The 12,174-nt window shown below is 64.6% G+C and carries 14 protein-coding genes; 8 read left to right on the top strand and 6 right to left on the bottom strand.

Features of this window, described 5'->3' with window-relative positions; translation table 11 throughout:
- Nucleotides 1-5 precede the first annotated feature (5 nt).
- Complete coding sequence (locus PQ467_RS01140) at nucleotides 6-398, top strand: hypothetical protein (RefSeq protein WP_274174745.1); 393 nt, start codon at nucleotides 6-8, stop codon at nucleotides 396-398.
- Between the two features lie 28 nt (nucleotides 399-426).
- A complete protein-coding gene (locus PQ467_RS01145) occupies nucleotides 427-921 on the top strand; it encodes an MmcB family DNA repair protein (RefSeq protein WP_274174746.1) in 495 nt (164 codons plus the stop codon).
- 332 nt (nucleotides 922-1,253) lie between these two features.
- Here PQ467_RS01145 and PQ467_RS01150 read toward each other — a convergent pair whose 3' ends face one another.
- From PQ467_RS01150 to PQ467_RS01160, 3 genes are all read right to left on the bottom strand, one after another.
- The gene (locus tag PQ467_RS01150) at nucleotides 1,254-1,955 is read right to left on the bottom strand and encodes a DUF1013 domain-containing protein (protein WP_168603213.1); all 702 of its coding nucleotides are present in this window, start codon (nucleotides 1,953-1,955) and stop codon (nucleotides 1,254-1,256) included.
- Nucleotides 1,956-2,111: 156 nt separating this feature from the next.
- Nucleotides 2,112-2,762 carry a glutathione S-transferase family protein gene (locus tag PQ467_RS01155; protein WP_274176059.1) on the bottom strand — a complete coding sequence of 217 codons (651 nt, stop codon included), beginning with the start codon at nucleotides 2,760-2,762 and terminating at the stop codon, nucleotides 2,112-2,114.
- A 269-nt stretch (nucleotides 2,763-3,031) separates the two neighbouring features.
- Nucleotides 3,032-4,036: an NAD(P)H-quinone oxidoreductase gene (locus tag PQ467_RS01160; RefSeq protein ID WP_274174747.1), complete on the bottom strand. Its 1,005-nt coding sequence runs from the start codon at nucleotides 4,034-4,036 to the stop codon at nucleotides 3,032-3,034.
- 82 nt (nucleotides 4,037-4,118) lie between these two features.
- Between PQ467_RS01160 and PQ467_RS01165 the strand changes: the two genes are divergently transcribed.
- From PQ467_RS01165 to PQ467_RS01190, 6 genes are all read left to right on the top strand, one after another.
- Nucleotides 4,119-4,391, top strand: a complete 273-nt coding sequence (locus PQ467_RS01165) for a DUF1192 domain-containing protein (RefSeq protein WP_337995105.1) — start codon at nucleotides 4,119-4,121, stop codon at nucleotides 4,389-4,391.
- A 148-nt stretch (nucleotides 4,392-4,539) separates the two neighbouring features.
- Nucleotides 4,540-6,945: an ATP-dependent Clp protease ATP-binding subunit ClpA gene (clpA, locus tag PQ467_RS01170; protein WP_274174748.1), complete on the top strand. Its 2,406-nt coding sequence runs from the start codon at nucleotides 4,540-4,542 to the stop codon at nucleotides 6,943-6,945.
- A 94-nt stretch (nucleotides 6,946-7,039) separates the two neighbouring features.
- Nucleotides 7,040-8,047, top strand: a complete 1,008-nt coding sequence (hemB, locus tag PQ467_RS01175; protein WP_274174749.1) for a porphobilinogen synthase — start codon at nucleotides 7,040-7,042, stop codon at nucleotides 8,045-8,047.
- Nucleotides 8,040-8,591, top strand: coding sequence for a GNAT family N-acetyltransferase (locus tag PQ467_RS01180; RefSeq protein WP_274174750.1), 552 nt, complete (start codon nucleotides 8,040-8,042; stop codon nucleotides 8,589-8,591). The genes hemB and PQ467_RS01180 overlap by 8 nt, the downstream gene beginning before the upstream one ends.
- A 9-nt stretch (nucleotides 8,592-8,600) precedes the next feature.
- A complete protein-coding gene (locus tag PQ467_RS01185; protein ID WP_274174751.1) occupies nucleotides 8,601-9,173 on the top strand; it encodes a gamma carbonic anhydrase family protein in 573 nt (190 codons plus the stop codon).
- On the top strand, nucleotides 9,160-9,441 hold the full coding sequence (locus PQ467_RS01190) for a DUF167 domain-containing protein (RefSeq protein ID WP_274174752.1): 282 nt from the start codon (nucleotides 9,160-9,162) through the stop codon (nucleotides 9,439-9,441). Before PQ467_RS01185 ends, PQ467_RS01190 begins: the two co-directional genes overlap by 14 nt.
- Here PQ467_RS01190 and PQ467_RS01195 read toward each other — a convergent pair.
- The 3 genes from PQ467_RS01195 to PQ467_RS01205 all read right to left on the bottom strand — a co-directional run bounded on the left by PQ467_RS01195 (nucleotide 9,428) and on the right by PQ467_RS01205 (nucleotide 12,047).
- Nucleotides 9,428-10,054 (bottom strand): YoaK family protein, encoded by a 627-nt coding sequence (locus PQ467_RS01195; RefSeq protein ID WP_274174753.1) that lies wholly within the window; start codon nucleotides 10,052-10,054, stop codon nucleotides 9,428-9,430. The two genes, PQ467_RS01190 and PQ467_RS01195, sit on opposite strands and share 14 nt — an antisense overlap.
- Nucleotides 10,055-10,483, bottom strand: coding sequence for a globin domain-containing protein (locus PQ467_RS01200; RefSeq protein WP_274174754.1), 429 nt, complete (start codon nucleotides 10,481-10,483; stop codon nucleotides 10,055-10,057). It abuts the gene before it with no gap.
- A 73-nt stretch (nucleotides 10,484-10,556) separates the two neighbouring features.
- Nucleotides 10,557-12,047 carry a M23 family metallopeptidase gene (locus tag PQ467_RS01205; protein WP_274174755.1) on the bottom strand — a complete coding sequence of 497 codons (1,491 nt, stop codon included), beginning with the start codon at nucleotides 12,045-12,047 and terminating at the stop codon, nucleotides 10,557-10,559.
- Between the last annotated feature and the right edge of the window lie 127 nt (nucleotides 12,048-12,174).

The raw sequence follows: 12,174 nt of genomic DNA on the forward strand, positions 1-12,174 counted from the left end.
GGATCATGGAACCTGTACCTTTTTCTCCCGATGCTTTGGCCCATTCGGCGGCCTTGCCCGGCGACAATGTCGATCCGTTGGGCGTGCGCTGGGGCGCGCTGCGCGAAGCGGCGCGGGCGATTGCCGCGCTGGCGGGGGAAAATTCGGCCGAGGAAGTGGCCGCGCTTCTGGCCTTTCCGGCGGGCTTGCGCGGGGCCGATCCGCGCCGGGCGCGCCTTATCGAGCAATCCATCGGCGATCTGGTGGCCATTATGGAGCCGGGCGTGGCGGCGCTGCTCTCGGTGCATGAACGCGGGGGCGATGTCGTGCCGGCGGCGCGCGCACTCTGGCAGGAATTCACCTCGGCACGGCGCGGATTGCTGGCGCTGGCCCCGCCGGGCGGTGATCAGGGCTTGTAAGTTCGCGTTCTGTTCCTAAAATGGCAGGATGGATAATTCGCCTGATTCGCTGATTCCCGATGGCATGCCCGCCGACGCTCTGGCGGTTGCACGGGGGATTTCCCGCCTGTTTGCCCGCAACGATATCTGGTGCATGGCCGAAATGCCGCTGCGCAACGGGCGACGGGCCGACCTGATGGGGATCGACGCCAAGGGGCAGGTCATCATCGTCGAAATCAAGGTGGCGCGCGCCGACCTGATTGGCGACGGCAAATGGACCGACTATCTCGACCATTGCGACCGCTTCTTCTGGGGGCTGGCCAGCCATCTCGACCGCGCCTGCATGGAAAGCGAGGCCTTTCGCCCCGACCAGTGCGGGTTGATCGTGGCCGATGGCTATGATGCCGAAATCCTGCGCCCCGCGCCGTTGATGCCTTTGGCGGCGGCGCGGCGCAAGGTCGAGGTGGAGCGCTTGGCGCGGGCGGCCTTGCGGCGGCAGGCGGTGGCGATGGATCCGAGGATCGGGCAATGGGGTGGGGCTTGATCGGGGGTTTGAAAAAGGAAGGATGAATGCGAGGGTCATAACCCTCGCGCTCCCATTACTGTATGCGTGGCGCCATGGGTTCGGCGTTTTGTGTCGGACGCGCCGTTTGGAATTTGAAAGCCTGCGGCGCTTTCCAGCATGACCTCTCCGCGCCGCAGGCTTTAACACCTAGGCCCCACCCACTCCCCTACGAACCATCGCGCAACCCCATTAACGGGATTGCAAAGGGCCCCCGCCCTTTGCCCGCCGGAGGCAAACCTCCCCTCCCTGCAAAACCAAAAAAAGGGCCACCCAAAGGCAGCCCCCTTTTTCACAACAACAAACCGAAACGCTTATTCGCGCCCTTCGGCCTCTGCGGCGCGCTTGGCGGCGAGCCATGCGGCGGCTTCGGCTTCCTGCGCTGCTTCGCTGGCGGCCTTGGCCTGTGCCTCGCGGGCGGCGCGCAGTTCTTCGATCAGCGCATCGCGGTCACTGCCCAGACGCTGGACGTCGGCCTCGTCATCCTCGGCGCTGCGGCCCTTGGCGGCCTTGGCCACCATCGCGTCCAGTTCGCGCTGCGAGCACAGGCCCAGCGTTACCGGATCCTTGGCGGTGATGTTGCCGATGTTCCAGTGCGAACGATCACGGATCGCAGCGATGGTGGTGCGCGTGGTGCCGATCAGCTTGCTGATCTGGGCATCCGACACTTCGGGATGGTTGCGCAGGATCCAGGCGATGCCGTCGGGCTTGTCCTGACGCTTGGACACGGGCGTATAGCGCGGACCCTTGGTGCGGCTGACGGTGACGGGCGCCTTGAACATTTTCAGGCGATAATTGGGGTCATTCTGGCCGCGTTCGATTTCGATGGCGGTCAATTCGCCCGCGCGCAGCGGATCGCGGCCCATATACTTGGCGCTGGTCAGATCGTCGGCCATCGCCTGCACTTCAAGAATGTGCAGTCCGCAGAAGTCTGCGATCTGCTCAAACGTGAGCGCGGTATTGTCGACAAGCCACGAGGCCGTTGCATGCGGCATCAGCGGGGTGGGCTGGGTCACGGGTCATCTCCGAGCGTTTTCGAGGCGGGAAAACCCGCCAAAACCGGGCACAAAATAGAAGGGCCGCCCCTTCACGGAGCGGCCTAACCTTTTCCCCATAAGCGCGGGATTGATTCTGGGCAAGCGTTTTGCCGCAAATTCGCGCGGATTTGCAGCCTAATTCAGCGGCACAAAGCCCGGCAGCGCCGCAACCCGTGCGATCCAGCGCTTGATGGCGGGAAAATCATCCAGAACGAAGCGGCCTTCCTCGGCCACATGGGTATAGGCAAAAAGCGCGATATCGGCCAGCGAGACGCCATCGCCCACGAACCAGTCATGGCGGGCCAGATGCTCCTCCATCAGGCCCAGCGCCGCCTCGCCCGCGCTGCGCTTGGCGGCCAATTGTCCCTTTTGCGCCTCGCTCAGGTTCTCCTCGCCGATATAGGCCAGCCAGAAACGCAGCGTGGCCACATTCGGCTCATGGTTATATTGTTCAAAGAACATCCAGCGCAGCATGTCGGCCTGCGCAAAACGATCGGTCGGGATCAGCCGCGAGCCGCTGGCCAGATACCAGCAGGCAGCGTTGCTTTCGGGCAGAAAGCGGATGCCGGCGGCCCCGGCGATTTCCAGCACCGGGATGCGCCCATTGGCATTGACCCGCGCCAGAAATTCCGGCGTCCGCGTCTCGCCCTTGCGGATGTCATAGGCCCGGCGCGACAGAGGCAGGCCCAGCAGGGCCGCCGTCAGCCGGATCTTGTAGCAATTGGCCGAAATCGGATCTTCATGCAGGACAAAAGCCTGCCCATGCAGCGACGCTTTCCAGATCATGTCATCGGGAAAGTCCAGTTCGACGGCCTGCCCCTCATTCACCCCGTCCTGACCATGCACGGCATAGGGCAGGCTGAGCGTGGAATCGACATAGGCGGGCGCGATGCAGCAACGCCCCGAAAGCTTGCCGCCCTCTTCGCCGCGCCATTCCTGCCCGGCCTTGGCCGCGCCTGCAAAGACGCGCTCCATATCATTCCACGTCACCGCGCCGCGCCCTTTGCGGATTTCCACCCATGCCCGGTCATCGCTCAGGCGCAGCAACGGATAGCTCATAGCACCTCCAGCACAATCTTGCCGACCAGATCGCCCGATTCCATCTGGGCGTGGGCCTGTGCAGCCTGTTCCAGCCGATAGGTGCGGGCCATCACCGGCCGCACCTCGCCCTCATCGACCAGCGGCCAGACATTGGCCTCGATCTCCTGCGCCAGCAGGGCCTTGAACGCATTCGAACGTGCGCGCAGCGTCGATCCCGTCAGCGTCAGACGGCGCGCCATGACCTGCCACATCGGGATTTCCGCCTTGGCCCCGCCCTGCACCGCGATGGTGACATGGCGCCCGTCCTCGGCCAGACATTTCAGATTGCGCGCAACATAATCGCCCGCCACCATGTCGAGCACCAGATGTACGCCCTCGCCATCGGTGATGCGTTTGACCTCTTCGACGAAATCATGGCTGCGGTAATTGATCGCATGGGCCGCGCCCAGTTCGATCGCGCGCGCGCATTTCTCATCGCTGCCGCAGGTGACGATCACCTCCAGCCCGAAAACCTTGCCCAGCGCAATGGCCATCGTGCCGATCCCGCTGGTGCCGCCATGGACCAGCACGCGTTCGCCCTCGCAGGCCCAGCCGCGTTCGAACACATTGTGCCAAACGGTAAACAGCGTTTCGGGGATGGCGGCGGCCTCGGCCATCGACAGGCCGTCGGGCACGGGCAGACACATGCCCGCCTCGGCAATACAGTATTGTGCGTATCCCCCGCCATTGACCAGCGCGCAGACGTTCTGGCCCAGCAAGGTCGGATCGACCCCGGCGCCCAGCGCGACCACCTCGCCCGCGATTTCCAGGCCAAGAATGGGGGAATGACCCTTGGGCGCGGGATATTGGCCAAGCCGTTGAATCACATCGGGGCGATTGACCCCGGCGGCGGCCACCTTGACCAGAACCTGCCCCGCAGCAGGCATGGGAATGGCCAGATCAGACAGTTTCAGAACCTGTACCGGCCCCGGCTGATCGAATGTCACCGCCTTCATAAATTCGGGAAGCACAGACCCCATGATCGCCCCGTCATGCTGCAATACACTATTTAACTGTAATCCCTAGCCTCACGCCCTGTTGACAGCAAGCGAAAGCGGACCGATGCTGTGGCCAATGGAAGATGAAGATCGCCCCCATGCTTTGGCAAGCGGTCGCAAGGACGCTGCGGCCTCCCTCTCTTTGGAGAGCCTTGAGCCTTATTCGATCGACGAACTGGACGCGCGGGTGATTCTGCTGGAGGCCGAGATTGCGCGGGTGCGCGCGCACAAGGCCCGCAGCGCCGCCAACCGCCTTGCCGCCGAGGCGCTGTTTCGTACTCCCCACTTGCCCGGTCCATCTTCATCGGGCCCAACCCCATCCGGTGCGACAAGCTGATGCGCGTGCCCCCTCGTAATTGTCCAGGGGATCGCCATATGGTCTTTATCACACCTGTTGTCGCATATCCTGCCGGGGTAAAATCCCGGCTTGCTCGCCCATCCCGCCCCTCCAGCCCCCTGCCCTCTTAGTAGCGAAAGCGCGATCAATGCCCAGTTTCGCCCAAAGTCTCGAAAAGACCCTCCACGCGGCTCTCAGCCAGGCGTCGGAGCGCAGCCATGAATATGCAACGCTGGAGCATCTCCTGCTGGCGTTGATCGACGATCCCGATGCATCGCAGGTGATGATCGCCTGCGGCGTGGATCTGGGCGATCTGGCCGAGGCGGTGAAGCAATATCTGGATCAGGAATATCAAAGCCTGAAAACCAAGGAAAAGGGCGATCCGGCCCCGACCGCCGGTTTCCAGCGCGTGATCCAGCGCGCCATCCTGCATGTCCAGTCCAGCGGCAAGGATACGGTCACCGGCGCCAATGTGCTGGTCGCCCTGTTCTCCGAACGCGATTCCTATGCGGTCTATTTCCTGCAGCAGCAGGACATGAGCCGTCTGGATGCCGTCAGCTTTATCAGCCACGGCATCGGCAAGGGCGGCAAGAAGATCGAGGACAAGAGCCCCAAGGGCGCCGAAGCCGAAGAACCGCGTCAGGAAGAAAAGCAGGAAACCAAGTCGTCGAACAACGCCAACAAGAAGGATTCGGCGCTTGACCAGTTCTGCGTCAATCTCAATGACAAGGCGCTGGGCGGCAAGGTCGACCCGCTGATCGGGCGCGGGCCCGAGGTGGACCGCACGATCCAGATCCTGTGCCGCCGGTCCAAGAACAACCCGCTCTATGTGGGCGATCCCGGCGTGGGTAAAACCGCGATTGCCGAGGGCCTTGCGCGCAAGATCGTCGAGGGCGAAGTGCCCGAGGTGTTGGCCAATGCGGTGATCTATTCGCTCGACATGGGCTCGCTGTTGGCGGGCACGCGCTATCGCGGCGATTTCGAGGAGCGGTTGAAGCAGGTCGTTTCCGAGCTGGAAAAGATGCCGCACGCGATCCTCTTCATCGACGAGATCCACACCGTGATCGGCGCTGGCGCGACCAGCGGCGGGGCGATGGATGCCTCCAACCTGCTCAAGCCTGCGCTGTCGGGCGGGTCGATCCGCTGCATCGGCTCGACCACCTACAAAGAGTTCCGCAATCACTTCGAAAAGGACCGCGCCCTGCTGCGCCGGTTCCAGAAGATCGACGTGAACGAGCCGAGCATCGAGGATACGATCAAGATCCTCAAGGGTCTGCGCACCGCGTTCGAGGATCACCACAAGGTGAAATACACGCCCGCTGCCATCAAGTCGGCGGTGGAGCTCTCGGCGCGCTATATCAACGACCGCAAACTGCCCGACAAGGCGATCGACGTGATCGACGAAGTGGGCGCGATGCAGATGCTGGTGCCGCCGTCCAAGCGCAAGAAGACCATCACCGAACGCGAGATCGAGGCCGTGATCGCCACGATGGCGCGCATCCCGCCCAAGTCCGTCAGCAAGGACGACCGCGCGGTGCTGGGCCATCTGGAGCGCGACCTCAAGCGTCAGGTGTTCGGTCAGGACAAGGCTATCGAAGTGCTCTCCTCGGCCATGAAGCTGAGCCGGGCGGGCCTGCGCGATCCCGACAAGCCGATCGGCTGCTTCCTCTTTTCCGGCCCCACCGGCGTCGGCAAGACCGAGGTGGCCAAGCGCCTGTCGGAAATCATGGGCATCCCGCTCCAGCGTTTCGACATGTCGGAATATATGGAGCGCCATTCGGTCTCGCGCCTGATCGGCGCCCCTCCGGGCTATGTCGGCTTTGATCAGGGCGGTCTGCTCACCGATGCCATCGATCAACAGCCCCATTGCGTACTGCTGCTCGACGAAATCGAAAAGGCCCACCCGGATCTGTTCAACATCCTGCTGCAGGTGATGGACAATGGCCGCCTGACCGATCACCACGGCAAGACGGTCGATTTCCGCAACGTGATCCTGATCATGACCACCAATGCGGGCGCATCCGACATGGCGCGCAGCGGCATCGGCTTTGGCGACATTTCCAAGGCGGATGCGGGCGATGAGGCGGTCAAGAACCTGTTCACGCCGGAATTCCGCAACCGTCTGGATGCCATCGTGCCCTTCGCCTATCTGGGCAAGGAAGTGGTCAGCCGCGTGGTGGACAAGTTCATCCTCCAGCTCGAACTGCAGCTGGCCGATCAGAACGTGCATATCCAGTTCGACGCGGCGGCCCGCGAATGGCTGGGTGATCGCGGCTATGACCGGCTTTATGGCGCGCGGCCGATGTCGCGCCTGATACAGGACAAGGTCAAGCAGCCGCTGGCCGAGGAACTGCTGTTCGGCAAGCTGGCCCATGGCGGCGAGGTCAATGTCACGGTCAAGGAAGGCGAGAACGGCAAGAGCGAGCTGACCTTCCTGCTCGTGCCGGCCGCGCCGAAACTGGACGCGAAAAAGACGCCCAAGGGCAAGAAGAAGTCGAACGCCGCATCTGAATCGTCCGAAAACGGCGGCGAAAACGAAGGCGACAGCGAATAAGTCGATAAATCAGGCGATTGGCGGGTGGGGCAAATAGTCCCGCCCGCCAATTGCCGCTTTTCCCGGCGGCGCAACGGGTTTAGACCCTGCGCCCATGACCCAGACCATCCCCGCGCCCTTTCCGGCGCTTCGCCTGCGCCGCACCCGAGCCACCGGCTGGTCGCGCGCGCTTCATCGCGAACATATCCTGACCCCTGCCGATCTCATCTGGCCGCTGTTCGTGACCGAGGGCACAGGCGTTGAGGAACCGATCCCCTCGCTGCCGGGCGTCTCGCGCTGGAGCGTGGACGGCATCGTGGCGCGCGCCAAGGAAGCCGTGGCGCAGGGTATTCCCGTGCTGGCGCTGTTCCCCAATACCCAGCCCGAACGCCGCAGCGAGGATGGCGCCGAGGCGCTGAACCCCGACAATCTGATGTGCCGCGCGATCCGGGCGATCAAGGATGCCTGCGGCGATGATATTGGCGTGCTCACCGATGTCGCGCTTGATCCCTATACCAGCCATGGCCAGGACGGGCTGATCGACGGCGAGGGCTATGTGCTGAATGACGCCACGGTCGAGGTGCTGGTAGGCCAGTCGCTCAATCAGGCGGCGGCGGGCGCGGATATCATTGCCCCTTCGGATATGATGGACGGCCGCATCGGCACGATCCGCCAGGCGCTGGAGGCCGAAAACCACCATAACGTCCAGATCATGTCCTATGCCGCCAAATATGCCAGCGCCTTTTACGGCCCCTTCCGCGATGCGGTGGGATCGCGCGGGCTGCTGAAGGGCAACAAGAAGACCTATCAGATGGACCCGGCCAATGCCGAGGAAGCGCTGCGCGAGGTCGCCGTCGATTTGGCCGAGGGCGCGGACAGCGTGATGGTCAAACCCGGCCTGCCCTATCTGGACATTGCCATCCGCGTGAAGCAGCAATTCGGCGTGCCGGTCTTTGCCTATCAGGTGTCGGGCGAATATGCGATGATCGAGGCCGCCGTGGCCGCAGGCGCCGCCGACCGCGACACGATGGTGCTCGAAACCCTGCTGGCCTTCAAGCGGGCGGGCTGTAGCGGGGTGTTGACCTATCATGCGCTGCATGCCGCGCGCCTGCTCAATGGCTGACGCTCTGCCCATCATCACCCCTCGCCTGATCCTGCGCCCGTGGGAGGATCGCGACCGCGACGCCGCATGGGCCATGGCGCAGGACCCCGAGGTGATGCGCTACCTCCCCCCGCTGACCCGCGAGGGCAGCGATGCGATGATCGACCGGATGATGGCGATGCAGGCGCAGCATGGCCATACCTTCTGGGTGATGGAGCGGCCCGGAGATGGGCGCCGCGATGGGCAATTCCTGGGCATGTGCGGATTTTGCCCGCCCCGCCCGCCGCTGGTGGAATATGAGATTGGCTGGCGTCTGGCCCGCGAGGCGTGGGGGCAAGGGTATGGCACGGAGAGCGCCCGCGCGGTGCTGGATTGGTCATGGGCGCATCGCGATATGGCCACCATCGTTGCCATCACCACGCGCGAAAATGCCAAGAGCCGCGCGCTGATGGGGCGCATCGGCATGGCCCATGCGCCCCACGAAGATTTCGATCATCCCGCCCTTCTGGAAACTGACCGCTTGCGTCCCCATGTTCTCTATCGCATTGCACGGCCCAAAGGCTGAGAGGACATCATGCGTTCAGACATCACCATCGCCCCGTTCAAGGGCATCTGGCCCCGTATTCATGACAGCGCCTTTATTGCGCCCGGTTGCCGGATCATCGGCGATGTCGAAATCGGCCCGGATGTCAGCGTCTGGTACAATTGCGTCATCCGCGGCGACGCGCATTCCATCCGCATCGGCGCACGCAGCAATATCCAGGATGGCAGCGTCATCCATTGCGACAGCCCCAAACCGGGCCGTCCCGAAGGATTTCCCACCATTATCGGCGAGGATGTGCTGATCGGCCATATGGCGATGGTGCATGGCTGCACGCTGATGGACCGCGCCTTTGTCGGGCTGGGCGCCATCGTCATGGATGGCTGCGTGATCGAAGAGGACGGGATGCTGGCCGCGGGCGCACTGCTCAGCCCCGGCAAGCGCATTCCCAGCCGCCAGATGTGGATCGGCCAACCCGCGCGCTATGCCCGCGAGATGGACGATGCCCAATTGGCCGATATGGCGCGCAATGTCGCCGCCTATGTCCGCAACGGGCGCGATCATAAGGCGGCGCTGGACGATATGCTGCTGCATGGCGCGGCCTAAAATCGCCCTGCCCGCGCCCGAGGCGATCCGCGCGCTGGTGGATGGCGAGGGCAGGCTGGCAGTGAAGGTGACGCCGGGCGCACGCAGCGAGGCGGTCGAGATTGCGCAAGGCCGCCTGCTGGTCAAGGTCCGCGCCAAGCCGGAGGACGGCAAAGCCACCGAGGCGGTGATCGAGCTGGTGGCCGCCGCGCTGGGTCTGGGGGCAAGCCGGGTCACTTTGCTGCGCGGGGCCACCTCGCGCGAAAAATTGCTCTCTATTGGCGAGTGATGCGTATGGCCGCGATCATCGCGGCCAGCGCCCAAGCCGCCCCCAGCCACAGCCCCGCTGCGGGATAGTGCAGCCCCATCGCCGCCCCGCCGATCCCGCCCAGCACCAGTCCCAGCCACAGCGCCAGACTGGCCCCGGCGCCGGTCACGCGCTGGCCCTGCGCCGCCATGCCCAGCGCCTGCCCCGCCTTGACCAGCGCGCCGGTTACATAGGTCAGCGCCAGCGTTCCCTCGCCCTCACGCTGAAACGTGGCGTTGAGCGCTCCCATGGCCAGCACCAGCGCCCCCTGGGCCACCACCGTCCCATGCCCCAGCGCGCCCAGCGTCAACAGCGCGCAGACCATGCCCAGCACCGCCACCTTGCGCCATAATCCGGCCCGCGCCGCCACCGCCGTTCCCAGCGCCACGCCCAGCACAAAGCCGAGGATCAGTCCGGCAGGCACCAGCGCACGATAAGGCGCGGTGACCAGATCGACCGCCATGCGCGTCGAATTGCCCGACATGAACGAGATGAAATAGCCGCCATTGGCAACAAACCCGCTGGCATCGACAAAGCCCGCCAGCGCCGAAAGAGCGATGGCAAGGCTGCGTCGGGAGCGGTCGAGCCTGTGCATTCAGTCTGCTGGCGCCTGAACCGGGACCATCGAACCGGCGATTTCCTCCAGCACGCCCGCCATCGCATCGGCCATCACCCGATCCGCCGGGGCCACATCGGCAATCGCGCGGGCCATGGCGGCGGCCCATTGATCGGCCGTCTCGCGGGCGATGGGCAATCCGCGATGCATGCTCATCATGCATTTGCCCGAGGCGAACCAGTCACGCGGCCCGCCCGACCATCCGGTCAGAAACCCGGTCAGGCTTTCGCGCATCGGCCCCAGATCGGCGGCATGCATCGCACGCAGCTTTGCATAGGCCGGGTCGCTTTCCATCAGATCATAGAAGCGGTTGGCAATGGCCGCGATCACCTCGCGCCCGCCCAGCCGCTCATAGGGCGTCTTGCGGGCGGTTTCCTCGGCCTGCACCTGATCACTCGTATCATTCACGCGGGGGCTTCCTTATGCAACGGGTCTATCAAACCTCGCTGCCATGCGCCAGCCCGGCAGGCTTTGACGCCAATCAATAGGCCGCGCGGGGCAGCGAACCCATCGCCATATGCGTCACCACAGGCCCCAGCCCGCCCGAAGGTTTCACGTGAAGCATTTGCCCCAGTCGCGCGCGAAAGGCGGCCAGTTCGGCCCGGTCCACCCCGGCGCGCACGGTAAAGCCCACCGACATCGGATCCACCGCCTGCCCGCCGCGAAACACTTCATAATGCAGATGCGCGCCTGTCGACAGGCCGGTCGAGCCGACATAGCCGATCACCTGCCCGGCGCGCACCCGCATCCCCGGCGCAACGGCAAAGCGGGATAGGTGGCCATAGCCGGTGGAGACCGCCCCGCCATGATCGAGGCGGATGTAATTGCCATGCCCGCCATGCGGCCCGACGAAATTGACCAGCGCATCGGCCACCGCATAGACCGGGGCGCCCCATGGCGCGGCCAGATCGGTGCCCGCATGCATCCGCGCAAAGCCCAGGATGGGATGCAGCCGCAGGCCAAAGCCCGAACTGATCCGCGCCCCGGCCACCGGCATCACCAGCGCCTGCGTCGCGCGTTGTTCGGCCATGTCCGATGCGTCATAGAATTGCGCATCGCGGCCCCGGCCCCAGCGCAGCAATTGCTTGGCCATATGGCCGCCCGACTCGATGGCGGCATATTCCAGATCGCCCACCTCGACCTGACCATCGGGCGCGCGTTTATAATCGACCACCATGTCGAACACATCGCCCTGATGCACCTGATCCAGGCTGAGATGGGCATCGATAGCGGCAAGGAATTGCTGAATCGCCTTCATCGGTGCGCCGGCGGCCCGCGCTGCGCGATAGACGCTGGTCCCGGCCACGCCGCGAATACGCAAAGGGGTTGAATCAACCGGCAGGACATGACGGGCCACGACAAAACCGGCGCCCGAACGGGTCAGCGTGAGATCAAGATCAAAACGCGCACGCAGCGAAAGGCTTTCGAGCCGGCGCGCCGCCCCTGCGCCTGCCGCCTGCCCCAGATGCAGGGCAAAGCGCGTGCCCGGCGCAATATCCTCCAGCGCCACCGCCGAGGCCAGCGCGCTGCGCACCGCGCCATTGTCCGCCGCCGAGACCCCGGCCCGGTTCAACATGGCCTCGATGCTGTCCTCCTGCGCCAGCATGACCGAGAGATCGAGGCTGGGTCGCTCGGGCGCCTGCGCCAGCGGGACAAGGCGCGCGGTCGGCCCCATCCGGCGCCCGGTATCGCCGCCATAGAGCAGCGGCTGGACGGTCTGGCTGCGCCATTCCTCACGCGTGGCGGCGTCCATCGGCGTTGAGGGGATCGCGGGCGCGGCGGCCTGCCCCGGCCACAGCGCCACCGCCAGACCGATCCCGCCCAGCATCACCCCCAGCCCGCGAAACCAGCGCGCCGTGCCGATGTCCTCGGCCAGATCGGTGGCCATGTCGAAGCCGCGCAAGGCGCGCTGCATCCTTGCGGCCAGCGCATGGGGTAGAGCAACAGGGGCGGAAAAATCGCGGCTTGCCATGACGGCCTTTGCAAAGGAGATTTCTACCCCTCTCTCCTTGCATCACGATGGTTAAGCCATCGCTAAACCTGTGGCTTATTGGACCAATGAAGGCCGAATGCGACAAAGCGCCCCTTGCGGGGCCGGG

The sequence above is a fragment of the Novosphingobium sp. KACC 22771 genome, from assembly GCF_028736195.1.
Classification (GTDB): domain Bacteria; phylum Pseudomonadota; class Alphaproteobacteria; order Sphingomonadales; family Sphingomonadaceae; genus Novosphingobium.

Excerpts from the sequence above, each read along its gene's own strand:
- PQ467_RS01140 (WP_274174745.1), top strand. The coding sequence starts at position 6 with ATGGAACCTGTACCTTTTTCTCCCGATGCTTTGGCCCATTCGGCGGCC.
- PQ467_RS01145 (WP_274174746.1), top strand. The coding sequence starts at position 427 with ATGGATAATTCGCCTGATTCGCTGATTCCCGATGGCATGCCCGCCGAC.
- PQ467_RS01155 (WP_274176059.1), bottom strand. The coding sequence starts at position 2,762 with ATGATCTGGAAAGCGTCGCTGCATGGGCAGGCTTTTGTCCTGCATGAA.
- PQ467_RS01160 (WP_274174747.1), bottom strand. The coding sequence starts at position 4,036 with ATGGGGTCTGTGCTTCCCGAATTTATGAAGGCGGTGACATTCGATCAG.
- PQ467_RS01165 (WP_337995105.1), top strand. The coding sequence starts at position 4,119 with ATGCTGTGGCCAATGGAAGATGAAGATCGCCCCCATGCTTTGGCAAGC.
- clpA (WP_274174748.1), top strand. The coding sequence starts at position 4,540 with ATGCCCAGTTTCGCCCAAAGTCTCGAAAAGACCCTCCACGCGGCTCTC.
- hemB (WP_274174749.1), top strand. The coding sequence starts at position 7,040 with ATGACCCAGACCATCCCCGCGCCCTTTCCGGCGCTTCGCCTGCGCCGC.
- PQ467_RS01180 (WP_274174750.1), top strand. The coding sequence starts at position 8,040 with ATGGCTGACGCTCTGCCCATCATCACCCCTCGCCTGATCCTGCGCCCG.
- PQ467_RS01185 (WP_274174751.1), top strand. The coding sequence starts at position 8,601 with ATGCGTTCAGACATCACCATCGCCCCGTTCAAGGGCATCTGGCCCCGT.
- PQ467_RS01190 (WP_274174752.1), top strand. The coding sequence starts at position 9,160 with ATGGCGCGGCCTAAAATCGCCCTGCCCGCGCCCGAGGCGATCCGCGCG.
- PQ467_RS01195 (WP_274174753.1), bottom strand. The coding sequence starts at position 10,054 with ATGCACAGGCTCGACCGCTCCCGACGCAGCCTTGCCATCGCTCTTTCG.
- PQ467_RS01205 (WP_274174755.1), bottom strand. The coding sequence starts at position 12,047 with ATGGCAAGCCGCGATTTTTCCGCCCCTGTTGCTCTACCCCATGCGCTG.